Origin of the sequence: Streptomyces sp. Ag109_O5-10 (genome assembly GCF_900105755.1) — a bacterium.
In the GTDB taxonomy this organism is placed as follows: Bacteria; Actinomycetota; Actinomycetes; order Streptomycetales; family Streptomycetaceae; genus Streptomyces.
On the sequence record NZ_FNTQ01000001.1, the window covers coordinates 1,152,977 to 1,174,316 of the forward strand.

General features: G+C 70.7%; 20 protein-coding genes. 10 read left to right on the forward strand and 10 right to left on the reverse strand.

Annotated features, from left to right (window positions below):
• Window positions 1–26: 26 nt before the first annotated feature.
• Entirely contained in the window at window positions 27–1,505 is a 1,479-nt protein-coding gene (locus BLW82_RS05385; protein WP_093497712.1) for a sugar transferase, read from the reverse strand.
• 1,080 nt (window positions 1,506–2,585) lie between these two features.
• Between BLW82_RS05385 and BLW82_RS05390 the strand changes: the two genes are divergently transcribed.
• The gene (locus tag BLW82_RS05390) at window positions 2,586–2,960 is read left to right on the forward strand and encodes a roadblock/LC7 domain-containing protein (protein WP_093497713.1); all 375 of its coding nucleotides are present in this window, start codon (window positions 2,586–2,588) and stop codon (window positions 2,958–2,960) included.
• Between the two features lie 195 nt (window positions 2,961–3,155).
• Complete coding sequence (locus BLW82_RS05395) at window positions 3,156–3,521, forward strand: ArsR/SmtB family transcription factor (RefSeq protein WP_093497714.1); 366 nt, start codon at window positions 3,156–3,158, stop codon at window positions 3,519–3,521.
• A 29-nt stretch (window positions 3,522–3,550) separates the two neighbouring features.
• Here BLW82_RS05395 and BLW82_RS05400 read toward each other — a convergent pair whose 3' ends face one another.
• From BLW82_RS05400 to BLW82_RS05410, 3 genes are all read right to left on the reverse strand, one after another.
• Window positions 3,551–4,615: a maleylacetate reductase gene (locus tag BLW82_RS05400; RefSeq protein WP_093507875.1), complete on the reverse strand. Its 1,065-nt coding sequence runs from the start codon at window positions 4,613–4,615 to the stop codon at window positions 3,551–3,553.
• 5 nt (window positions 4,616–4,620) lie between these two features.
• Entirely contained in the window at window positions 4,621–5,478 is an 858-nt protein-coding gene (locus BLW82_RS05405; RefSeq protein ID WP_093497715.1) for a dioxygenase family protein, read from the reverse strand.
• A 93-nt stretch (window positions 5,479–5,571) separates the two neighbouring features.
• Entirely contained in the window at window positions 5,572–6,084 is a 513-nt protein-coding gene (locus tag BLW82_RS05410; RefSeq protein WP_093507876.1) for a hypothetical protein, read from the reverse strand.
• A 130-nt stretch (window positions 6,085–6,214) separates the two neighbouring features.
• On the opposite strand from BLW82_RS05410, the gene BLW82_RS05415 reads away from it, so the two are divergent.
• Window positions 6,215–6,562, forward strand: a complete 348-nt coding sequence (locus BLW82_RS05415; protein WP_093497716.1) for a cupin domain-containing protein — start codon at window positions 6,215–6,217, stop codon at window positions 6,560–6,562.
• A gap of 21 nt (window positions 6,563–6,583) precedes the next feature.
• On the opposite strand, the gene BLW82_RS05420 is transcribed toward BLW82_RS05415, so the two are convergent.
• The gene (locus BLW82_RS05420) at window positions 6,584–7,615 is read right to left on the reverse strand and encodes a LacI family DNA-binding transcriptional regulator (RefSeq protein ID WP_093497717.1); all 1,032 of its coding nucleotides are present in this window, start codon (window positions 7,613–7,615) and stop codon (window positions 6,584–6,586) included.
• Window positions 7,616–7,737: 122 nt separating this feature from the next.
• On the opposite strand from BLW82_RS05420, the gene BLW82_RS05425 reads away from it, so the two are divergent.
• Window positions 7,738–8,904, forward strand: a complete 1,167-nt coding sequence (locus BLW82_RS05425) for a phytanoyl-CoA dioxygenase family protein (protein ID WP_093507877.1) — start codon at window positions 7,738–7,740, stop codon at window positions 8,902–8,904.
• A 143-nt stretch (window positions 8,905–9,047) separates the two neighbouring features.
• The gene (locus tag BLW82_RS05430) at window positions 9,048–10,052 is read left to right on the forward strand and encodes a Gfo/Idh/MocA family protein (protein WP_093497718.1); all 1,005 of its coding nucleotides are present in this window, start codon (window positions 9,048–9,050) and stop codon (window positions 10,050–10,052) included.
• Window positions 10,053–10,604: 552 nt separating this feature from the next.
• Here the strand turns inward: BLW82_RS05430 and BLW82_RS44250 are convergent.
• The 5 genes from BLW82_RS44250 to BLW82_RS05450 all read right to left on the reverse strand — a co-directional run bounded on the left by BLW82_RS44250 (window position 10,605) and on the right by BLW82_RS05450 (window position 14,823).
• The gene (locus BLW82_RS44250) at window positions 10,605–10,775 is read right to left on the reverse strand and encodes a hypothetical protein (RefSeq protein ID WP_177232845.1); all 171 of its coding nucleotides are present in this window, start codon (window positions 10,773–10,775) and stop codon (window positions 10,605–10,607) included.
• Between the two features lie 129 nt (window positions 10,776–10,904).
• Window positions 10,905–11,807 carry a sugar phosphate isomerase/epimerase family protein gene (locus BLW82_RS05435; RefSeq protein ID WP_093497719.1) on the reverse strand — a complete coding sequence of 301 codons (903 nt, stop codon included), beginning with the start codon at window positions 11,805–11,807 and terminating at the stop codon, window positions 10,905–10,907.
• Between the two features lie 4 nt (window positions 11,808–11,811).
• Window positions 11,812–12,723, reverse strand: a complete 912-nt coding sequence (locus tag BLW82_RS05440; protein ID WP_093497720.1) for an ATP-binding cassette domain-containing protein — start codon at window positions 12,721–12,723, stop codon at window positions 11,812–11,814.
• Between the two features lie 4 nt (window positions 12,724–12,727).
• On the reverse strand, window positions 12,728–13,798 hold the full coding sequence (locus BLW82_RS05445; protein WP_371131305.1) for an ABC transporter permease: 1,071 nt from the start codon (window positions 13,796–13,798) through the stop codon (window positions 12,728–12,730).
• Between the two features lie 5 nt (window positions 13,799–13,803).
• Window positions 13,804–14,823 (reverse strand): substrate-binding domain-containing protein, encoded by a 1,020-nt coding sequence (locus BLW82_RS05450; protein WP_093497722.1) that lies wholly within the window; start codon window positions 14,821–14,823, stop codon window positions 13,804–13,806.
• A 319-nt stretch (window positions 14,824–15,142) separates the two neighbouring features.
• Here BLW82_RS05450 and iolD point away from each other — a divergent pair, with 319 nt between their 5' ends.
• From iolD to BLW82_RS05475, 5 genes are all read left to right on the forward strand, one after another.
• Window positions 15,143–17,014: a 3D-(3,5/4)-trihydroxycyclohexane-1,2-dione acylhydrolase (decyclizing) gene (gene iolD, locus BLW82_RS05455; RefSeq protein WP_093497723.1), complete on the forward strand. Its 1,872-nt coding sequence runs from the start codon at window positions 15,143–15,145 to the stop codon at window positions 17,012–17,014.
• Between the two features lie 29 nt (window positions 17,015–17,043).
• On the forward strand, window positions 17,044–17,829 hold the full coding sequence (locus BLW82_RS05460) for a GntR family transcriptional regulator (RefSeq protein ID WP_093497724.1): 786 nt from the start codon (window positions 17,044–17,046) through the stop codon (window positions 17,827–17,829).
• Between the two features lie 321 nt (window positions 17,830–18,150).
• Window positions 18,151–19,464, forward strand: coding sequence for an ABC transporter substrate-binding protein (locus BLW82_RS05465; RefSeq protein ID WP_093497725.1), 1,314 nt, complete (start codon window positions 18,151–18,153; stop codon window positions 19,462–19,464).
• A gap of 8 nt (window positions 19,465–19,472) precedes the next feature.
• Window positions 19,473–20,453 carry a carbohydrate ABC transporter permease gene (locus BLW82_RS05470; RefSeq protein ID WP_093497726.1) on the forward strand — a complete coding sequence of 327 codons (981 nt, stop codon included), beginning with the start codon at window positions 19,473–19,475 and terminating at the stop codon, window positions 20,451–20,453.
• Window positions 20,450–21,340, forward strand: coding sequence for a carbohydrate ABC transporter permease (locus BLW82_RS05475; RefSeq protein WP_093497727.1), 891 nt, complete (start codon window positions 20,450–20,452; stop codon window positions 21,338–21,340). The genes BLW82_RS05470 and BLW82_RS05475 overlap by 4 nt, the downstream gene beginning before the upstream one ends.

Sequence of the window (21,340 nt, forward strand, 5' to 3'; positions counted from 1 at the left end):
GTCGGCCGGACGGCGCCCCCCGCGCATCAGTAGGCCCCCTGCCCGTGGAGCACCGCGCGCATCGTCTTCCACAAGATCACTGTGTCGAGGGCGAGCGACCAGTCCTCCACGTACCGCAGGTCGAGGCGGACCGCCTCCTCCCACGGCAGGTCGCTGCGCCCGCTGATCTGCCACAGACCGGTGAGTCCGGGCTTGACCAGCAGCCGCCGACGGATGTCCGGGTCGTACGCGGCGCACTCCTCCGGCAGCGGGGGCCGCGGGCCGACGAGTGACATCGCTCCGGTGAGCACGTTGAAGAGCTGCGGGAGTTCGTCGATCGAGTACCGGCGCAGCACGGCTCCGACCCTGGTCACCCGCGGGTCCCGGCGGACCTTGAACAGCAGTCCCGCGCCCTCGTCGCGGTCGGCGAGCTCGGCGCGGGCCCGGTGCGCGCCGTCGACCATGGTGCGGAACTTGAGAATCGTGAACTCCCGGCCGTCCTTGCCGACCCGGCGCTGGCGGTAGAAGGCCCCGCCCCGGCTGTCGGCCAGCACGAGCAGTGCGACGAACGCCATCAGCGGCGCGAACAGCACCAGCAGGAGCGTCGCGCCCACCCGGTCGACGACTTCCTTGATGGCCCGGCGGCCCCCGGTGAAGGTCGGCAGGCTGACCCGCAGCAGCGGGATCCCGAGCACCGCGTCGACGTGCAGCCGCGGGCCGGCCACCTCCATCAGCACGGGGGCCACGACCATCTCGGCGTCGCTGCCTTCGAGGTTCCAGGCCAGCCGCTGCAACCGGTCCGGCGTCCAGTGCGGGTCCGGGGTGACCGCCACGACGCGGTAGCCGTCGTGGCGGACGTGCTTGGCGACGTCCGTCAGTCCGCCGACGACCGGCACGCCGTCCAGTTCGTCACCGTCGAGCCCGCGGCCGTCCGTCGTGCAGACCGCCTCCACCCGCCAGCCGATGTGCGGGAACTTGCGGGTCCGGGTGATCAGGTCGCCCAAGGTGGCCGGGCTCCCGGCGGCGAGCACCGGTCTCAGGCACCGCCCGTCCTTGCGCCGTCTGTGCAGATCGAGGCGGAGCAGGTACCGCGCGGTCATGGTGACGAGCCCGATCGCGGGGATCGCGACGAAGATCCAGAGTTTGATGTTGCGTGAGGTGAGGGCGATCCCGCCGAGCGCGAGGACGACGGTCGCCGCGAACAGCGAGCGTCCGAGCCGGCGGAATTCCTCGGCGCCCTGGCCGAGCACGGCCGGTGCCCACGAGCGGCCGACCACGAGCGCGGACAGCACCAGCAGTTCGGTGCCGAACGCGAGGATCCCCCACTTCTCATGCCAGTTGGCCGCGTCGCGGCCCCCGAAGAACTCTCCGATGCCCGCCACCACGATGGCCGTGGCGACGGTGTCACTGATGATCACGGTACGCCGGTACCGCTGTTCCCATTCGATCGCCGGCCTGTTGGTTCCCCCGTGCGCCAGACGCCCGTGCGCCGGCGGAAAAGGGCCGACTAGTCCCCCCTGCCGCACAGAAACCCCCCGGTCCCCAGTGGTTCGACATGGTGCCCTGACACCGTTCCTCCCCTGGGAGGCCCCCGCCTCCCGTACGCTTCCGCCCCCGGGAGGCCCCCCGGCTCCCCGCGCCGCGCTGTTCCTCCGACGGACGGCCCCCGCCCTCCGCGTCTGACATCCCGGCTACTTCAGCGCTGCTCGGACAACCCGCCCGTGCAGCGGCGGAGTCGCCTGCTCCGCAAAGCTCTCCAGGTGCGTGGGAATCCGTCGAGACCGCAGGTGCTCCCCGCACCCGAAGTCCCTTCCGATTTCCCCGAGTTGATCATCCCGGCCCCGACGGCGCGGACGCGGCCACTGGCCGCCCGCAACGTCTGACCCATGGATCATCATTTGTCGCCCCGTGTCCCAGCATGCGAAGCAGGGTCAATCTAGACCATCTACGCCCGTCTGAAGAGAGGGCTGTGTGGAATTTGTGCTGGCTATTTGAAGACGGGTCAACGGACGGGCGACTGACCACGGGTGCCTCCGCGACCGGCGATGTTCCGCGTGACCTGCGACGACGGGAGTTCTCCGGACACCGGCACCATCGGAAAACCCGCAGCGCCCCTGCCCTGGCAACTGGCCTGCATTCGTGGGCCGTTCGGCGGATTCCCGTCGGTTGAGCACCGGTCCGCGGGCTGCGGGGCAGGCGGACGACGGCACCCGGGAAGGGATCTTCACACTTCTGCCGGCACGAGAAGTGCACGCCGAGGACGGCCCCGGCCGGGGCCGCACCGGACGTCGCGCGCAGCCGTCCCCGCGTCCGGGGCCCGGACCGGACCGGGATCGTCTCGGCGCTCACCGTGGCACCTCTGCCCAACGCGCGAGTCCCGTAAGCGCCGTTACCGCAACCGCCGCATGGGGCGCGGAGTCAACTTCGCCCTTCACCGAACCAATTTCCGTCGCTCAAACGATCTGGCGGGGCGGCTGATCGGCCAGGATGCGCCAGACCCGGAGAACGTCGTCCCGGCGCCGCTTGCGCCGACCTACGGTCCCTGCATCGGGCGGGCCGGCGACCGCTGGTCCGTCGCCATCCGCATGCGAAGGGGAGGCGCCAGTATGGCGAGCGTGGAAGTGTCGCTGAAGGAAATGATGGCCGGGGTGGAGGGGGCGCTGGGAGCCGCGGTCGTCGACTACACCAGCGGCATGGCCCTGGGGACACTGGGCGGAGGCAAGGACCTCGATCTGACCGTCGCGGCGGCCGGGAACACGGATGTCATCCGGGCCAAGGTGCGCACGATGAGCGAGCTGGGCCTCAAGAGCCGGATCGAGGACATCCTGATCACACTGGAGAAGCAGTATCACCTGATCCGTCTGATCACCGGCCGCAGCGGGAACGGCCTGTTCCTCTACCTGGTGCTCGACAAGGGGCGCTCGAACCTCGCCATGGCCCGTCACCAGCTGAAGCGGGTCGAGGAAGAACTCGAGGTCTAGCGATTCCCGGGTTCCGGGACTTCGTGCGCCCATGATGTGAAAACTTCTTCAAGTGACCACATCAGCATGATCCCAACTCATGTCTGCGCACGGCCCCGGACGGCAAGGATCGGCCGCACAGGGCCAGTGCGGCGGTGTCGCAAGGCGCCGCCGCACCTCGGCGCCCCCACCCGTCCCGGCAGAGAGCGAGCGGTCATGCAAGTCCCCCTCTACCAGGCCAAGGCGGACTTCTTCCGCATGCTCGGGCACCCGGTGCGGATCAGGGTCCTGGAACTGCTCCAGCACGGGCCCGTACCGGTACGGGATCTGCTCGCCGACATCGAGATCGAGCCGTCCAGCCTCTCCCAGCAACTGGCCGTCCTGCGCCGCTCCGGCATCGTGGTCTCCACCCGGGAGGGCTCCACCGTCCGCTACGCACTGGCCGGCGGGGACGTCGCCGAACTCCTGCGCGCGGCCCGCCGTATCCTCACCGAGCTCCTCGACGGGCAGAACGTCCTCCTCGCCGAACTGCGCCAGGCCGACGCGTCCGCTCCCCCGATGTCCACGAGCAGCCGCGGCTGACCGGCGTCCCCGGCTCCGAGGAGCCGCCGTCACGCCTGGGCCGGGGCGCCGCCCTCGTACGCCGCCCGCAGCACGGCGAGCGCCTCGTCGGTCGTGACCGGCCTCGGGTTGGCGTACGGCTGCCCGGCGACCTGGGCGGCGGCGACCGCCAAGTCCGCTTCCTTCAGGCCGAGTTCGGCGAGGGAGCCGGGTGCGCCCAGCCGGGCCGCGAGTTCCCTGAGGGCCGCCGGGGCGTCATCCGCGCCGAGAGCCCGGGCGACGGCGGCGGCCGCGTCCGGGGCGGCGGGCGCGTTGAAGGCGAGGGCGTACGGCAGGACGACGGTGTGCGTCTCGGCGTGCGGCAGGCCGAAGCTGCCGCCGAGGACATGGCACAGCTTGTGGTGCAGGCCCATGGTGGTGGCGCCCAGGCAGGCCCCGCACAGCCAGGCGCCGTACAGGGCGCGGGAGCGGGCCGGTACGGCGTCCGGGGCCGCGGCGATCTCCGGCAGCGCGCCCGCCAGCGCCCGTACGCCCTCCTCGGCCATGAGCGCGACGAGCGGCGAGCCGTCGGGGGCGTAGAGCGCCTCGACGGCGTGCGCGAGGGCGTTGATCCCGCTGGTCACCGAGAGCGGGACGGGCAGGGAGAGGGTGAGTTCGGGGTCGTAGACGACGCTGCGCGGCAGCACGACGGGATCCCGGCCGGTGCGTTTGACCCCGTGCTCGGTCAGACCCCAGACCGGGGTCATCTCGGAGCCCGCGTAGGTGGAGGGCACGGCGATCAGCGGGAGCCCCGTGCGCAGCGCGACGGCCTTGCCGAGGCCGATGGCCGAGCCGCCGCCGACGGCCACGCAACCGTCGGCGCACGCGGCCCGGGCCGCCTCGACACCCCGGTCGGCGACCTCCACGGGGACGTGCATCCGGGCCCCCGTGTGCAGGCCCGCGCAGGCGTCCCCCAGCGAGTCGGCGACCGCCCGCGCCGTCGCCGCGCCCCGTTCGCCGCTGAGCACGAGGAGCCGGCGCAGACCGAGGTGCCGGGCCTCCTCGGCGGGGGCGGTGAACGCGGCCCCGGGCCGGAACACCACTCGGCAGGGACGGGTCTCGTACACGAAGTCCAAGGGGGTCACGAGCGCTCCAGGACGAGGTCGAAGCGGGCATGCCGGAACGGGTTCGGCACGCCGAACTCCGCGGCCAGGGCGGGGTCGTCGGTCGGGGTGAAGTCCTTGACGAGGCTCTCCTTGACGGCGAACACCGCGTCGGAGTCCAGGTACTCCCCGCCGGCGACGAAGATGTGCGTGGTGACCGGCGCGTGCCCCGCGGCGGAGACGATGAAGTGAATGTGGGCGGGGCGGTAGGGGTGCCGTCCGGTGGCCTTCAGGAGGGCGCCCACCGGGCCGTCGGACGGGATCGGGTAGGCGCTCGGCACACAGGTGCGGAACCGGAAGCGGCCCTCGCCGTCGGCGGTGAACAGGCCGCGGCCGTTGCCCGGCGGCTGGACGTCGGGCTGCTGCACGTCGTAGAAGCCGCGCGGGTCGGCCTGCCACACGTCCAGGACCGCGCCCGGCAGCGGGGTGCCGTCGGCGGAGCGGACGACGCCGCTGACCACGCACGGTGCACCGCCGCCCACCAGGTCGATGTCGGCGCCGAGTTCCCGGACCGGGGACTCGGTCATGTGGAAGGGGCCGAGGACGGTCGACTCGGTGCCGCCGGGGTCGCTGTGCCCGTTGACCCTCTCGACCAGCATCGACAGGCCCAGGACGTCGGAGAGCAGGATGAACTCCTGCCGGGTGTCCGTGCAGGTCTGCCCGGTCTCGGTGAGGAACGCGATCGCCGCCTCCCACTCGCGCCGGGTCAGCCGGGTCTCGCGCGTGAAGGCGTGCAGATGGCGGATCAGCGCGGCGAGCAGCTCGCGCAGCCGGGGGTCGTCGGTGCCTCGCAGGCTGTCCACGGCCTCCGCGGTGACTGCGTCGTCGGTTGTCATGCCGGCTCCTTGCCCGGAGGAACAGTGACCTTGAGTGATCGTAATCCCGTTAACCGTTCAATGAACCGCACCCACGCGCGCGTCCGCCCGCGTCTACTTGATGAGCGCGTTGGCCACCACCACGATCACCCCGAGCAGCGCGTCCAGCGTGCCGATCAGCGCGGCGGCCGGCCAACTCCGGTGCGACCAGCGGGCGGTGACGAGTCCGAGGCCGAACAGGATGGCGATGTTCAGGACGAACGCCGGGTACTCGACGCCCTTCGGCGGCCACCAGCCCCAGCCGGCGCCCGCGAGCAGGAAGACCGTGGGCAGCACGGCGGTGACCAGCGGCCATTCGTCGGCCAGGGTGTGCAGCGCGTCCCAGCGCCGGTGCGGGGCCCGCTCGGCGATGTAGTGGGCGTAGCCGTGCGCCAGGGCGGAGGCGCAGGCGGTGACCAGCAGCCAGAGGGCGTCGTAGCGCCGGCCGGCCTCGGAGGTGTGGCCGTACTGGCTGAGCGCGGCCACCATCGAGCAGGCCAGCACGGCGCCGTAGACCCCGCCGAACAGGACGGCCTCTCGGGTGTCGTGCGCACGCGGCTCCGGCCCGGCCGCCGTGGAGTCAGCCATGTCCTCCACGATCACCCGGGCCGGACCCGGCCGCCACCGGGCGCGGCACGACGAAGTGTCCTCCCACCAGCCCGGATGCCGCACATCCTGTCCACGCCCGGGGCACCGGCGGGCTCGCTAGGGTCGCCGTATGACGACGCACAGCTTCGCCCTGCACATCCCCGACGCCGAACTCGAACCCGACCCGCTCGACCCGGCGCAGATCGTCTCCGGCACGCCCGAGGTCACCGGGAAGGTGGTCTGGGAGTCGGCCGACGGCAAGCAGCTCCGCGGGATCTGGCAGATCACCCCGGGGGTGGTCACCGACACCGAGGCCGACGAGCTGTTCGTGGTGGTCAGCGGCTCGGCGACCATCGAGGTCGAGGGCGGGGCGACGTTCACCGTGGGCCCCGGCGACATGGCCGTCCTGCGCGCGGGCGACCGCACCACCTGGACGGTGCACGAGACGCTGCGCAAGGCGTACGCGATCACTCTGTGAGCACGGCCGGCGTGGGCGCGCTCAGCGGTTCGTGGCCGCCGGCATGTTGTAGGGCGTGACCACCTGGATCGCCGACGGCAGGGTCGGGCCGGCCGGGGGCAGTGCGCCCTGGGCGCGCATCACCAGGTGGCAGGCCTCGCGCATGTCCTGGCGCAGGTCGTGGTGGAGGACGGCGGACAGCCGCTGCTCGCGCAGCAACCGGGTGTTGTCGTGGTCCAGGTCGTGGGCGATGAACACGGCGCACTCGCGGTCCAGGTCGGCGAAGGCGCGCAGGGTGGCGATGTTCCCGCCGCCGATCGAGTAGACGGCGCGGATCTCCGGGTCGCGTTCCAGGGCGGCGCGGACCAGGTCGTACTGGGTGGCGTCCAGCCCCTGTCCCTCGGCGATCTCCACCAGGGTGCGCTCGGGGTACCGGGCCCGCATGGCGCTGCGGAAACCCATCTCGCGCTCCTCCTCGTTGCGGAAGAAGCCGCTGCTCAGGCTGGTGAGGACGTTGCCGGGCCGGTCACCGAGCCACTGGCCCATCAGGTAGGCCGCGGTGGCGCCTGCGGCCCGGTTGTCGCTGCCGACGTAGGCCAGCCGGCCGCTGGCGGGCAGGTCGGTGACGAGGGTGACGACCGGGATGTCCGCCGACCTGAGCCGCCCGACGGCGGCGGTGATCTCGGGGACGTCCGGTGCCTTGAGGATCACGCCCTGCGAGCCGCGGCGGGCTATCCGGTCCAGCGTCCGCACCAGTTCCGCGACCGGTCCGGTCTCCCGGAAGTGGAACCGGGAGCGCACCACCGCCGGGTGCAGGGCCGGCAGCTCGGCCTCCAGCGCGCCCCGCACGGCCGTGGTGAACCGCTCCGGCGCCTGCATCACGATGTCGACCATGAAGGTGCGGCCCACCAGCCGGACCTGGGTACGCTGCCGGTCCAGATCGGCGATGGCCCGCTCCACCTCGCGGGCGGTGCTCTCCCGGACACCGCCCCTGCCGTTCAGGACCCGGTCCACGGTCGCCTCGCTGAGCCCTGCCTGCCGGGCGATCTCACGGATGGGGAAGGGGTGGCCCACGGGCTGCCTCCTTGACGGGTTTTTGACGGGTCGCTGCTGGTTGTTCGACGGGTTTGTGCTGACAAGAATGGCAGAGCCCCGCCGTGGCCGAGACCGCGGCCGAGACCGAAAGCAGGACATCGATGTCCCTCGCCGCCGAACAGGGCCGTGCCTGGCTCTCGCCGCAGGACCGCGACCTCGACGCCTTCCGTGCCCTGGTCGAGCGGACCACCGACCGGACCGCCTACCCGCACGCCTCGGCCGTCGAGGAGAACGTCCTCGTCTACGACAGCGCGCGACTGCGCACCACCGGTGCGGCCCACGAGGTGCGGACCGAACTCGTGCGCGCCCTGGCCGACGGTCCCGGCGTCGTCGTCTTCAGGGGCGCGTTCCCCGACCCGGCGGTGGTCGACCGGGCCACCGCGGTGTTCGAGGCGCTCATCTCGGAGCAGCGCGAGTCCGGCGCGGGGGCCGGTGACCACTTCGCGACGCCCGGGGCCAACGAGCGGGTGTGGAACGCCCTGGAGAAGGCGGCGCTCTACGACCCGGAGGCGTTCGCCGACTACTACGCCAACGACGTCGTGGCCCTGGTCTCCCGGGCCTGGCTGGGCCCCGGCTACCAGATCACCTCGCAGGTCAACGTGGTCAACCCGGGGGGCGCGGCACAGACCGCGCACCGCGACTACCACCTCGGCTTCCTCTCCGACGAGCAGGCCGAGGCCTACCCGGCGCATGTGCACCGCCTCTCCCCCGTGCTCACCCTCCAGGGCGCCGTCGCGCACTGCGACATGCCGGTGGAGTCGGGGCCGACGATGTACCTGCCGTACTCGCAGACCTACGAGCCCGGCTACCTGGCCTGGCGGCGGCCGGAGTTCCAGGAGTACTTCAGGGCCCGCCACGTGCAGCTGCCGCTCGCGAAGGGCGACGCGGTGTTCTTCAACCCGGCGGTGTTCCACGCGGCCGGCACCAACCGGACCCTCGACGTGCGCCGGACGGCCAACCTGCTCCAGGTGTCCTCGGCGTTCGGCCGGGCCATGGAGAGCGTGGACCGGGAGGCCGTGGCCAACGCGGTCTACCCGGTGCTGCGCCGGCGCCGGTCGGAGGGGGCGGGCGAGGCGTGGCTGGAGCGCGTCATCGCCGCGAGCGCCGAGGGCTACCCGTTCCCGACCAACCTCGACAGCGATCCGCCGGTCGACGGCATGGCCCCGCCCTCGCAGGCGGACCTCGTGCGGCGGGCGTTGCGGGAGGGGTGGGCGCCTCGGGTGCTGCGGGACGGGTTGCGGCACGCCGCGGTGCGGCGGGAGAGCTGAAGCCGACGGGCCGTGTGCCGTGTGCGGCGCCGTCGTGGCTGGTCGCGCAGTTCCTCCCCCAACCTTCGGCCGGGGGTACCCCCAGCGCCCCTTACGGGGCGCCTGCCGACGGCCCCTCCATCAACATCAAGGAGCAATACTCAATGCGTATCGGAATCCTCGGTCTCGGCCGTATCGGTGCTTTTCATGCCGAGACCCTCTCCGGGCTCGACGTCGTCGAGTCGCTCGTCTTCACCGATCCGTTCGCGGACGCGGCCAAGGCCGCCGCGGAGAGGTTCGGTGCCGAGGTCGTGGACTCTCCCGAGGCGCTGCTGGCCGCCGGCGTGGACGGCATCGTCGTGGCCGCCGCCACCGACGCCCACCCGGCCCTGATCCTGGCCGGTGTCGAGGCGGGTGTGCCGGTCTTCTGCGAGAAGCCGGTCGCGAAGACGATGGCCGAGGGCGTCGAGGTCCTCAAGGCCGTCCAGGGCAGCGGGGTGCCGATCCAGATCGGCTACAACCGCCGCTTCGACGCGGGCTTCGTCGCCGCGCGGGCCGCCGTGCAGGCGGGCGAGCTCGGCAAGCTGCACACCGTGCGCTCCACCACCCTGGACCCGGCCCCGCCGCCGGCCGCGTACATCGCCGCGTCCGGCGGGATCTTCCGGGACTGCTCCGTGCACGACTTCGACATCATCCGCTGGGTCACCGGCCGTGAGGTCACCGAGGTGTACGCGGTCGGCGGCAACCGGGGCGCCGACTACATCAAGGAGGCCGGCGACGCCGACACCACCGGCGCGATCCTCACCCTCGACGACGGCACCATCGCGGTGGTCTCCAACTCCCGGCACAACGCCCGGGGTTATGACGTCCGCATGGAGCTGCACGGTTTCGCCGACTCCATCGCCGTCGGTCTGGAGGACAAGCTCCCGCTGCGCTCGGTGGAGCCCGGCGTGACCTTCCCCGCGGGCACCCCGCACGACTTCTTCATGGACCGGTTCACCGCGGCCTACCGTGCCGAGCTCACCGCGTTCACCGAGGTCGTGGCCGGCACCCGGCCCTCCCCGTGCACGGTCGAGGACGCCCTGGAGGCCGGCTGGATCGCCGACGCCTGCACGCTGTCCCTGCACGAGCACCGGCCGGTGACGATCGCGGAGGTCCGCGGGGCCTGACACCCGCGGGCCTCCGTACGACGGCGAGGCGCCACCCGCGCCTCGCCGTCGCCGCGCGCCGGGCCGATCCGCCGCAGGACGCCGGGCTGGAGGAGCACGTCGTCCGGGTCGATGCCGGGCTCGACGTGCGCGTCGGTGGCGGGCTCGACGTGGTGGACGTTTGGGACCTGGTCGACCTTCACCTCAGGGCGACGACCTCACCGGGCGCGGCGGGGGAAGGCTTCCTCGGTACCGGCGAGTTCGTGTGGCTTGGCGGAGGTGGCGCGGGCGCTGCGGGACGGCCTCGGCGAGCGCGGCCGGCAGGTCTCTCTCCCCCCGGCCGCCCGACGTCGCCGTGCGCCTCGCGGCCCGCTTCCGGGAAAGACCCCCGTCCGCGCGAGATCACCCCGGCGCTGGGCCGACGCAACCGGCACACCACCGAGAGGGCGGCGCGGCTGTGGGGCCGGCAGCCGCGCCCGGCCCGGCAGACCGCGCCGGACCGCGCCGGACCGCGCCGGACCGCGCCGGGCGCATGCTCGGCCACGGCGCGGTCCGGCTCCCGGCAGCGGCGGCTCAGAGGCCGTAGCGCACTGCGAACTCGTCCGGGTCGTAGGCGTCCCGGTCCGGGTCGTGCTGGACCGCGGGCCTGGTCTCCACCATGTCCTCCGGGCGGATCCGCTCGGGCAGCGCCCCGAACCGCTCCTTGCGCGTCACGGCCTCGGCCGCGGTCTCCTCGTGGCTCATCTTCGTCCTCCCCGTCGTACCGGGCGTCACCCGTCACCAGGCGAACGCGCGCGCCCTGGCGGGTGTTCCCGGACCCGCCAGGGCGCGCGGGGGCCCGCGGACAGGTCCACGGGCCCCGGGAAGCGGCGGTCAGGCGCCGCAGGACCGCAGGAACCTCCGGGTGCGCACCGCGACGGGCAGCGGCCTGTCCGGCTCGCAGGGGTACATGTCCTGCTCGACGATCGCGAACAGGTCGACCCCCAGCCGCTGCGCCGCCGCCAGCACCGGGCCCAGCTCCGGCACGCCGGTGGGCGGTTCGCACATCACGCCCTGCGCCACGGCGGGCCCGAACGGGGTGCCCTTGGCCCGGACGTCGGCCAGGATCTCCGGGTCCACCTGCTTGAGGTGCAGGTAGCCGATCCGCTCGCCGTAGGTCTCGATCAGCTTGACGCTGTCGCCGCCGCAGTAGGCGTAGTGGCCGGTGTCCAGGCAGAGGTTGACAAGCTCGGTGTCGGTCGAGTCGAGGAAGTGCTCGACGTGGTCCTCGGTGTCGATGTGGGTGTCGGCGTGCGGGTGGACCACGATGTCCAGGCCGTACGCCTCCTTCACCTCGTGGCCGAGCCGTTCCATGCCCTTGGTGAGGTGGGCCCACTGCTCGCCGGTCAGCTCCGGCGGCTCCAGGATCTCGGCGGTCCTGTCGTCGCGCCAGAAGGACGGGATGACCACCAGGTGCTTCGCCCCCATGGCCTGGGTGAGCGCGGCGACCTGGCTGACGTGCTCCCAGGTGGACTCCCAGACCGCGGGGCCGCGGTGCAGGCCGGTGAAGACGGTGCCGGCCGAGACCTTCAGATCCCGCTTCGCGATCTCGTCGGTGAGGCGGGCCGGGTCGGTGGGGAGGTAGCCGTAGGGGCCGAGCTCGATCCAGGAGTAGCCGGCCTCGGCGACCTCGTCGAGGAAGCGTTCCCAGGGGACCTGCCGGGGGTCGTCCGGGAACCAGACGCCCCAGGAGTCGGGGGCCGAGCCGACCCGGATGCGGTCGAGAGCGTCGGTCATGGGGTCACGACTTCCCTTCCGGACCGGTCGCGGCGGGTGCGGTGAGGTCATCCTCTTCGGGGAGCTCCTCGGTGTCGACACCGCGGACCTGGGAGAGCTCGTGCTTGAGGGCGGCGAGTTCGGCGCCGCCGGCCATGTGGTTGGTGAGTTCCTCCAGGGTGATGTCGCTGCGCTCGGCGGAGAGTTCGAGGGTGCCGAGGCGCAGGACGCTGAAGTGGTCGCCGACCATGTAGGCGTGGTGCGGGTTGTGGGTGATGAAGATGACGCCGAGGCCGCGTTCGCGGGCGGCGGCGATGTACTTCAGGACCACGCCGGACTGCTTGACGCCGAGGGCGGCCGTCGGCTCGTCCAGGATCAGGACCCGGGCGCCGAAGTAGACGGCGCGGGCGATGGCCACGCACTGGCGCTGGCCGCCGGAGAGGGTGCCGATGGGCTGGTCCAGGTCGTCCAGGACGATGCCCATGTTGCGCAGTTCGCGGTCGGCGGTCTCCTTCATCTTCGCGATGTCGAGCCGGCGCACGGGCCAGGGGCCCTTGGTCATCTCGGAGCCGAGGAAGAAGTTCCGCCACACCGGCATCAGGGGGACGGTGGCGAGGTCCTGGTAGACGGTGGCGATGCCCTTGTCGAGGGCCTCGCGCGGGGTGGAGAAGCGGACCGGGGCGCCGTCGACGAGGAAGTCGCCCTCGGTGTGCTGGTGCAGCCCCGAGATGATCTTGATGAGGGTGGACTTGCCGGCGCCGTTGTCGCCGAGCACGCAGGTCACCTGGTGGGGGAAGACCCTGAGGTCGACGCCGTGCAGGGCGCGGATGTTGCCGTAGGACTTGCCGGCGCCGCGCAGTTCGACGATCGCGGCGCCGTCGGCGGGCGGCTCGTCCTGGAGGACGGCGCCGTGGGTTCCGGTGGTGTTGTCTGTCATCGGGTCACCTCCTGGTCGCGGTCCGCTGGACCCACAGGTTGATCATCACGGCGCCCAGGAGCATGACGCCGAGGAAGGCCTTGAACCAGTCGGGGTTCCAGCCCGCGTAGACGATGCCCTGCTGGACCATGCCGAACATGAAGGCGCCGAAGACCGGGCCGATGGCCGAACCGGCGCCGCCGGTCAGGAGGCAGCCGCCGATGACCGCGGCGGAGATGTAGATCAGCTCCTGGCCCACGCCCTCGCCGGACTGCACGGTGTTGAAGGAGAACAGCTGGTGCATGCCGACGAACCAGGCGCCGAAGCCGACCAGCATGAACAGCGAGATCTTGGTGAAGTTGACCGGGACGCCGACCGCGCGGGCGCTCTCCTTGTTGCCGCCGACCGCGAAGATCCAGTTGCCGTACTTCGTGCGCAGCAGCACCCAGGTGGCGATGGCGGCGAAGAGCAGCCACCAGAAGATGGTGATCTTCACCTGCACGCCGCCGATGTCGAAGGAGGACGCGAAGATCGCCTTGACCTGGTCGAAGCCGTCCATGTTGCTGATGTCGTCGGTGGCGACGTTCCCGGTGACCAGCTTGGTCACCGCGAGGTTCACGCCCTGGAGGATCAGGAAGCTGCCCAGGGTGATGAGGAAGCTGGGCAGTCCGGTCTTGACGACCAGCCAGCCGTTGAGGAAGCCGATGCCCAGCGACACGATGAGCGCGACGATCACGCCCGCCCACACGTTGAGGGTCAGCTGGTAACTCAGCATGGCGGCGGTGAGCGCGGAACTGACGACCGCGACGCCGGCGGAGAGGTCGAACTCGCCGCCGATCATCAGGAGGGCGACCGGCAGCGCCATGATGCCGATGGTCGACGACTGGTAGAGGATGTTCGCCATCGAACTGGCCTCGCGCACCGGCGGTGCCGCGACCAGGAAGAAGACGTAGACCGCGACCGCGCCGAGGAAGACACCGACGTCCGGCCGGGCCAGGATCCGCAGCGCCAGGGGACGCTGTGCGGTCCGCCCGTCCTTCTCCCTCGGGCCGGGAGCCGGCGGCGTCGCCACCGCCGGCTGTGCCTGCTGACTCATACCGATCACCGCGTACCCTTCGCGGCGAACTCGGCGACCTTGTCGACGTTGGACTTGTCGACGAAGGCCGGCCCGGTCAGCACGGGCTGCTCACCGCCGCCGCTGTAGTTGCCGTTGTTCTTGTAGAGCCACAGCGAGTCGACCGCCAGGTAGCCCTGGAGGTAGGGCTGCTGGTCCACCGCGAACTCGATGGTCCCCTTGCTGATGGCCGTGGTCAGGTCCTTGTTGAGGTCGAAGGTGGCGACCTTCGCCTGGCTGCCCGCGTCGGACACCGACTGGACGGCGATCAGCGCGATCGGGGCACCGAGCGTGACCACGTGGTCGATGGCCTTGTCCTGCGTGAGCTTGGCGGTGATCGTCGACTTGACCGCGGTCGGCGAGGTGCCGTCGACGTACAGGGTCTCGGTCGTCCCCGAGAACGTCTTCTTCACGCCGTCGCAGCGCTGGGTGAGGCCTACGTTGCCCTGCTCCTGGATGACACAGACGACCTTCTTCGCGCCCTCGGAGTTCAGCCGGTTGCCGAGCGCCTCGCCCGCGACCGTCTCGTCCTGGCCGAAGAACTCCAGCAGCCCGAGCTTCTTCCAGTCGCTCAGGCCGGAGTTGAGGCCGACGACCGGGATCTTCGCGGCGGTGGCCTTGGCGACGACGGCCTTCATGGCGTCCGGCTTGGCGAGGGTGACGGCGATCCCGTCGACCTTCTGGTCGATCGCGTTCTGCACCAGGTTGGCCTGGTTGCCCGCGTTCGGGTCGGCGGAGTAGACGAGCTTGACGTTGTCCTTGTCGGCGGCTGCCTGGGCTCCCTTGCGGACGATGTCCCAGAAGGTGTCGCCCGGCGCCTGGTGGGTGACCAGCGCGACCGTCATGCGGGGGGTGGACGCCTTGCCCGCGGAGGCCGCCGCTCCTCCCTCTTCGGACTTCTTTCCGCCGGAGCTGCTGGAGCAGCCTGCGAGGGTCAGGGCTGCCGCCGCGGCGACGGCCACGATCGGGGCCAGCCTGCGCGAACGGGAGTGGGAAGAGCGGTCCATCCTGCACCTCACTGTGCGACCGGAGAAGGAGGGGATCCGGCGGATCCCCTGGCCCGGGCCGACGGAGGCGGTCCGGGTCACTGCTGTGCGCTGGGACGGGATACAAGTCCCTGTGAGGCCCGCTGTCAATACTTTGTTAAGACATCATTTCACATGCAGGTCCGAATGTAAGTACAAACCATTGACAGCGCGACCCGCCCCGATCTACACCTGAGGGGCATCCGCCCACGTCCCTACCCGCTCCCACCGGACGTACCCCTGACCCGGTCCGCCGACGCCCGCCCGCCGCACGACACGGCCCCGTCCGAATGAGGTCCCCATGAGCCAGCCGACCACCCGCCTGACCGTCGCCCAGGCGCTGGTGCGGTTCCTGTCCGCCCAGTACACCGAGCGCGACGGTGTCCGGCACCGGCTGATCGCCGGCACCTGGGGCATCTTCGGCCACGGCAACGTGGCGGGGATCGGCCAGGCGCTCCTGGAGTACAGCGACGTCATGCCGTACCACCAGGGCCGCAACGAGCAGGCGATGGTGCACGCGGCGGTCGGCCACGCCCGCCAGCTGGACCGGCTCTCGGCGCAGGCGGTCACCACGTCCATCGGACCGGGCGCCACCAACCTGGTGACCGGCGCCGCCCTCGCCACCATCAACCGGCTGCCGGTCCTCCTCCTCCCCGGCGACTACTTCGCAAGCCACGCGCCGGACCCTCTGCTGCAGCAGCTGGAGCACCCGACGGAGTTCGACGTCTCCGTCAACGACACCCTGCGCCCGGTCTCCCGCTACTTCGACCGGATCACCCGCCCGGAGGCGCTGATCCCCTCCGCGCTGAACGCCATGCGGGTGCTCGCCGACCCGGCCGAGACCGGCGCGGTCACCCTGGCCCTCCCGCAGGACGTCCAGGCGGAGGCGTACGACTGGCCCCAGGAGTTCTTCGCCGAGCGCGTGTGGCGGGTCCGGCGGCCGGCCCCCGACCCCGTGGAGCTGGCGGACGCCGTGAGCGCCGTACGGGCCGCTCAGCGGCCGTTGATCGTCGCGGGCGGCGGAGTCCACCACAGCCGCGCGGAAGACGCCCTGAGGGCCCTTGTGGAGGCCACGGGCATCCCCGTCGCCTCCACCCAGGCGGGCAAGGGTTCGCTGCGCCACGACCACCCGGCCGACCTGGGCGGGATCGGGCACACCGGGACCGCCGTCGCCGACGACCTGGCCCGCACCGCCGACCTCGTCATCGGCGTCGGTACCCGGTACACCGACTTCACCACGGCCTCCGGCACCCTCTTCCAGAACCCGGACGTCCGCTTCCTGAACCTGAACATCACCGGCTTCGACGCCCACAAGCTGGCCGCGCGCACGGTCGTGGCGGACGCGCGGACGGCCCTGGAGGCGCTCGCGGGGGCACTGTCCGGGTACCGCGTGGACGGCGCGTACGAGGCCGAGTACCGGGCCGGCAAGGAGCGCTGGGACGCGGTCGTCGAGGCCGCCTACCGCGCCGACGACGAGGACGCCGTGCCCACCCAGACCCAGGTGCTCGGAGCCCTCGACGCCGTCGTGGGCGATGACGACGTTGTCATCAACGCGGCCGGCTCGCTCCCGGGCGACCTGCACAAGCTGTGGCGGGCCCGCTCGCCGCGCCAGTACCACCTGGAGTACGGCTACTCCTGCATGGGCTACGAGATCCCGGCCGGCATCGGCGTCCAGCAGGCGGCCCCGGACGCGGTGGTCTGGTCGCTGGTGGGCGACGGCACCTATCTGATGATGCCGACCGAGATCGTCACCGCCGTCCAGGAGGGGCTGCCGGTCAACCTGGTCCTGATCCAGAACCACGGGTACGCCTCCATCGGCGGCCTCTCCGAGACCGTCGGCGGCGAGCGGTTCGGCACCGCCTACCGCTTCCGCTCCGCCGACGGGACCTTCGGCGGCGCCCCGCTGCCGGTGGACCTCGCCGCCAACGCGGCCAGCCTCGGCATGGAGGTGCTGCGCGCCAAGACCGTGCGGGAGCTGCGCGAAGCCCTTGCCGCGGCCCGCGCGAGCGACCGGCCGACATGCGTGTACGTGGAGACGGACCCGGCGCCGACCGCGCCCGGGGCCGAGGCCTGGTGGGACGTGCCGGTCGCCGAGACCGCCGCCCGCGAGGCCGCGGTGCACGCCCGCGAGGAGTACGACCGGCAGGTCGCCGACCGCCGCCGGCACCTGTGACCCCCCGAACCCCGGAAGGAGGTGTCCCGATGGCCCGTACCGGTGGTTCCGCCCGCAGCGCGACCGTCTCGGCGCTCGACACCCTGGACTTCGCCCTGGACCGCGGCAGTCCGGTTCCGCTCTACTACCAGCTCGCCCAGCAGCTGGAGGAGGCCATAGAGCACGGGGTGCTCGCCCCGGGCAACCTTCTGGGCAACGAGATCGACCTGTCGGTGCGGCTCGGGCTGTCCCGGCCCACGGTCCGCCAGGCCATCCAGTCCCTCGTCGACAAGGGGCTGTTGGTGCGCCGCCGGGGCGTGGGCACCCAGGTGGTGCACAGTCAGGTCAAGCGGCCGCTGGAGCTGAGCAGCCTCTACGACGACCTGGAGTCGGCCGGGCAGGGCCCGACCACCCGGGTGCTGCGCAACGAGCGCATCCCGGCGAGTGCCGAGGTGGCCGCCGCGCTCGGCATCGCGGAGGGCGCGGAGGTGGTCGTCCTGGAGCGGCTGCGCTGCACGCACGGCCAGCCGGTGGCGTTCCTGTGCAACTACCTGCCCGCCGCCCTGCTCGAACTCGACACGGAGCGGCTGGAGTCGACCGGTCTGTACCGGATGATGCGGACGGCCGGCATCACCCTGCACAGCGCCCGGCAGACGGTGGGCGCCCGCAGCGCCACCGCCGAGGAGGCCGTGCGGCTCGACGAGCAGGAGGGCGCCGCCCTGCTGACCATGCAGCGGACCGCGTACGACGACACCGGGCGGCCGGTGGAGTACGGCAGCCACGTCTACCGGGCGTCCCGGTACGCCTTCGACTTCCAACTGCTGGTACGGCCATAGAACATGCGGGGCCGGGCCGGTTGCTGCGGGTTTAGGCGCTGGTCCCGACAGCCGAAACCAACACGCCCGCACACGAGCCCCCATGGAGTTTGTCCCGTGGGGGCTCCGTCGTACCGGTTTGTTCAACAAACCGGCAGGCAACCATGTCGATTACGTTTCGGGCAAGAGACGGGCGAGAGAGCCGCAGGCTATTGACGCATGAGCGGACAACCGGCTGTTATTGCGCCCACGATGTTCGGCCGAGTTGGTTTCTGATCGGTTTCGGGACCTTTCGAAGATCAACTCTTCCCCTTGCCGAACCCTGTTACTACAGGAGCCGCCATGCGCATCTCCCCGTCCGGTCTTCACGTGCCGGGTCCGAGCCGCCGTAACGTCCTGCGCGGTGCCGGTTCGGCCGCCCTCCTCGCGGGCGCCGGTATACCCCTGCTCTCCGCCTGCGGCGGCAGCGGGTCCTCCTCCGACCCGAAGACCGTCAGCCTCGGCTCCAACTCGTCCGACGCCGTGCCGAAGAAGGCCTTCGCGGAGATCTACGCCGCCTTCACCAAGCAGTCCGGCATCAAGGTCAACGTCAACACGAAGGACCACAACACCTTCCAGGAGCAGATCAACTCCTACCTGCAGGGTACGCCGGACGACGTGTTCACCTGGTTCGCCGGTTACCGCATGCAGTTCTTCGCGGCCAAGAACCTGGCCTCGCCGATCGACGACGTGTGGGCCAAGATCGGGGACAACTTCCCCGACGCGATGAAGCAGCTCAGCAAGGGCGAGGACGGCAAGTACTACTTCGTGCCGCTGTACACGTACCCCTGGGCGATCTTCTACCGCAAGAGCGTCTTCCAGGCCAAGGGCTACGAAGTCCCCACCACCTGGGACGCGTTCGTCGCCCTGTGCAAGAAGATGAAGAACGACGGCCTGGTCCCGATCGCGTTCGGCGACAAGGACGCCTGGCCGGCGATGGGTACCTTCGACCAGATCAACTTCCGCCTCAACGGCTACGACTTCCACAAGTCCCTGATGGCGGGCAAGGAGGCGTGGACCGACCCCAAGGTCAAGGCCGTCTTCGACCACTGGGCCGAGATCCTCCCCTACCACCAGGACGGCTTCATGGGCCGCACCTGGCAGGACGCCGCACAGACCCTGGTGTCAAAGAAGGCCGGCATGTACGTCCTCGGCTCCTTCGTGGCCCAGCAGTTCACCAACAAGGCGGACCTGGACGACCTCGACTTCTTCGCCTTCCCGGAGATCAACTCGGCGTACGGCCAGGACACCGTCGAGGCGCCCACCGACGGCTTCATGGTCAGCAAGTCCCCCAAGAACCACGACGGCGTCGTCAAGCTCATGGAGTACCTGGGCACCCCCGAGGCCGAGCAGATCTACCTCAAGGCCGACTCCAGCGTGGTGGCCGCCTCCAGCAAGGCCGACACCTCGTCGTACACCGCGCTGCAGAAGAAGGCGTACACGATGATCAGCGGCGCCAAGAACCTCACCCAGTTCATGGACCGCGACTCGCGCCCGGACTTCACCTCCACCGTGATGCAGCCCGGCCTGCAGAAGTTCCTGCAGAACCCGAAGGACATCGACAATCTGCTCTCGTCCATCGAGCGCCAGAAGAAGACGATCTTCGCGTCCCAGTGAGTTCCCGAATGTCGACCGACACCCCCACGAAGTCCCAGGAGGCGGCCGCCGTGCCGCCTCCTGGGCGCGCGTCCGAGAAGAAGCGGGTCCAGCAGGGCCACAAGCGCCTGCTGACCCGCCGTGACCGGATCGTCCTCGCCTTCATGGCGGGCGTGCCGACGATCCTCCATGTCCTCCTGGTCTGGGTGACCGCCCTGGCCTCGATCCTGCTGGCCTTCACCTCCTGGGACGGCATCGGCTTCGACTCCATCAAGTGGGTCGGGTTCGACAACTTCCACCAACTCTTCGCCGACAACCCGCAGTTCTGGCCGGCCGTCGAGCACAACGTCATCTGGTTCGTGGTGCTCATCCTGATCCCGACGCCGTTCGGCCTGTTCCTGGCCGTGCAACTGGACAAGAAGATCCGGTTCAGCCGGGTCTACCAGACGGCGTTCTTCCTTCCGGTGGTCATCTCGCTGGCCTGCATCGGGTTCGTCTGGCAGCTGATCTACAACCCGGACACGGGCCTGATCAACAGCATCATCGGCGCCAACAAGCCGGGCCACTACATCGACTGGATCGGTGACCCGAACCTCAACCTGTGGGCGGTCCTGGTCGCCGCGTCCTGGCGGCACACCGGCTACATGATGATCCTGTACCTGGCCGGCCTGAAGAGCGTCGACCCGTCGCTGCGGGAGGCCTCGGCCCTCGACGGCGCCAACGAGTGGCAGACGTTCAAGAACGTCATCTTCCCGACGCTGCGGCCGACCAACACCATCGTCCTGGTCGTGACCATCATCGAGGCACTGCGCGCCTTCGACCTGGTCTTCGTCTTCAACAAGGGCGCCCAGGGCACCGAGTTGCTCTCCATCCTGGTGACCAACAACATCATCGGCGAGTCCAGCCGCATCGGTTACGGCTCGGCGATCGCGGTGGTGCTGCTGTTCATCTCGCTGATCGTGATCATTCCCTACCTGATCGCGACCTTCCGGAAGGAGCGCCGCGCATGAGCACCGTGAGCAGCGCGCTGCCCAAGCAGCGCAACCCGATCCGCCCGGCCCGCGTGCTGCTGCACGCGTTCCTGGCCGTCACGGCCCTGGCGTGGCTCGCGCCGCTGCTGTGGGCGATCTTCTCGGCGCTGCGCCCGTACAGCGAGACCAGCAACCGCGGCTACGTGTCCTGGCCGCACACGCTGAACTTCGACAACTTCAAGAACGCGTTCGAGCAGTCGGACATGACGCACTACTTCATGAACACGCTGGTCATCGCGGTCCCGGCCGTGCTGCTCACGCTGTTCCTGTCGTCGATGGTCGCGTTCTACGTCGCCCGGTTCGACTTCCGGGTCAACCTGTTCCTGCTGCTGGTGTTCACGGCCGGCAACCTGCTGCCGCAGCAGGTCATCATCACCCCGCTGTACCGGATGTACCTGCTGACGAACCTGCCGGGGATCACGCAGAGCGGCAAGCTGTACGACTCGGCGCTCGGCCTGGTGCTGATCCACGTCGCGTTCCAGTCCGGCTTCTGCGCGTTCGTGCTGTCGAACTACATGCGTTCGCTGCCGCACGAGCTGACCGAGGCCGCGCTGGTGGACGGCGCCTCGGTGTGGCGGCTGTACTGGCAGATCACGCTGCCGCTGTGCAAGCCGGCGATGGCGGCCCTGGCGACCCTGTTGTCGATCTGGATCTACAACGACTTCTTCTGGGCCCTGGTGCTGATCTCGACCGGTGAGAACATGCCGATCACGTCGGCGCTGAACAACCTCTCCGGCCAGTACTTCACCGACCCGAACCTGGTCGCCGCCGGTTCCCTGCTGACCGCGATCCCGACGCTGATCGTGTACTTCGCGCTCCAGAAGCAGTTCGTCAGCGGTCTGACCCTGGGCTCCGCCAAGGGCTGA

What these genes read in the sequence shown, in the direction of transcription:
- BLW82_RS05440 (WP_093497720.1), bottom strand. Translation starts at nt 12,723, where the DNA reads ATGACAGACAACACCACCGGAACCCACGGCGCCGTCCTCCAGGACGAG.
- BLW82_RS05475 (WP_093497727.1), top strand. Translation starts at nt 20,450, where the DNA reads ATGAGCACCGTGAGCAGCGCGCTGCCCAAGCAGCGCAACCCGATCCGC.
- BLW82_RS05450 (WP_093497722.1), bottom strand. Translation starts at nt 14,823, where the DNA reads ATGGACCGCTCTTCCCACTCCCGTTCGCGCAGGCTGGCCCCGATCGTG.
- BLW82_RS05435 (WP_093497719.1), bottom strand. Translation starts at nt 11,807, where the DNA reads ATGACCGACGCTCTCGACCGCATCCGGGTCGGCTCGGCCCCCGACTCC.
- BLW82_RS05395 (WP_093497714.1), top strand. Translation starts at nt 3,156, where the DNA reads ATGCAAGTCCCCCTCTACCAGGCCAAGGCGGACTTCTTCCGCATGCTC.
- BLW82_RS05465 (WP_093497725.1), top strand. Translation starts at nt 18,151, where the DNA reads ATGCGCATCTCCCCGTCCGGTCTTCACGTGCCGGGTCCGAGCCGCCGT.
- BLW82_RS05430 (WP_093497718.1), top strand. Translation starts at nt 9,048, where the DNA reads ATGCGTATCGGAATCCTCGGTCTCGGCCGTATCGGTGCTTTTCATGCC.
- BLW82_RS05470 (WP_093497726.1), top strand. Translation starts at nt 19,473, where the DNA reads ATGTCGACCGACACCCCCACGAAGTCCCAGGAGGCGGCCGCCGTGCCG.
- BLW82_RS05425 (WP_093507877.1), top strand. Translation starts at nt 7,738, where the DNA reads ATGTCCCTCGCCGCCGAACAGGGCCGTGCCTGGCTCTCGCCGCAGGAC.
- BLW82_RS05460 (WP_093497724.1), top strand. Translation starts at nt 17,044, where the DNA reads ATGGCCCGTACCGGTGGTTCCGCCCGCAGCGCGACCGTCTCGGCGCTC.
- BLW82_RS05390 (WP_093497713.1), top strand. Translation starts at nt 2,586, where the DNA reads ATGGCGAGCGTGGAAGTGTCGCTGAAGGAAATGATGGCCGGGGTGGAG.
- BLW82_RS44250 (WP_177232845.1), bottom strand. Translation starts at nt 10,775, where the DNA reads ATGAGCCACGAGGAGACCGCGGCCGAGGCCGTGACGCGCAAGGAGCGG.
- BLW82_RS05445 (WP_371131305.1), bottom strand. Translation starts at nt 13,798, where the DNA reads ATGAGTCAGCAGGCACAGCCGGCGGTGGCGACGCCGCCGGCTCCCGGC.
- iolD (WP_093497723.1), top strand. Translation starts at nt 15,143, where the DNA reads ATGAGCCAGCCGACCACCCGCCTGACCGTCGCCCAGGCGCTGGTGCGG.
- BLW82_RS05410 (WP_093507876.1), bottom strand. Translation starts at nt 6,084, where the DNA reads ATGGCTGACTCCACGGCGGCCGGGCCGGAGCCGCGTGCGCACGACACC.
- BLW82_RS05405 (WP_093497715.1), bottom strand. Translation starts at nt 5,478, where the DNA reads ATGACAACCGACGACGCAGTCACCGCGGAGGCCGTGGACAGCCTGCGA.
- BLW82_RS05415 (WP_093497716.1), top strand. Translation starts at nt 6,215, where the DNA reads ATGACGACGCACAGCTTCGCCCTGCACATCCCCGACGCCGAACTCGAA.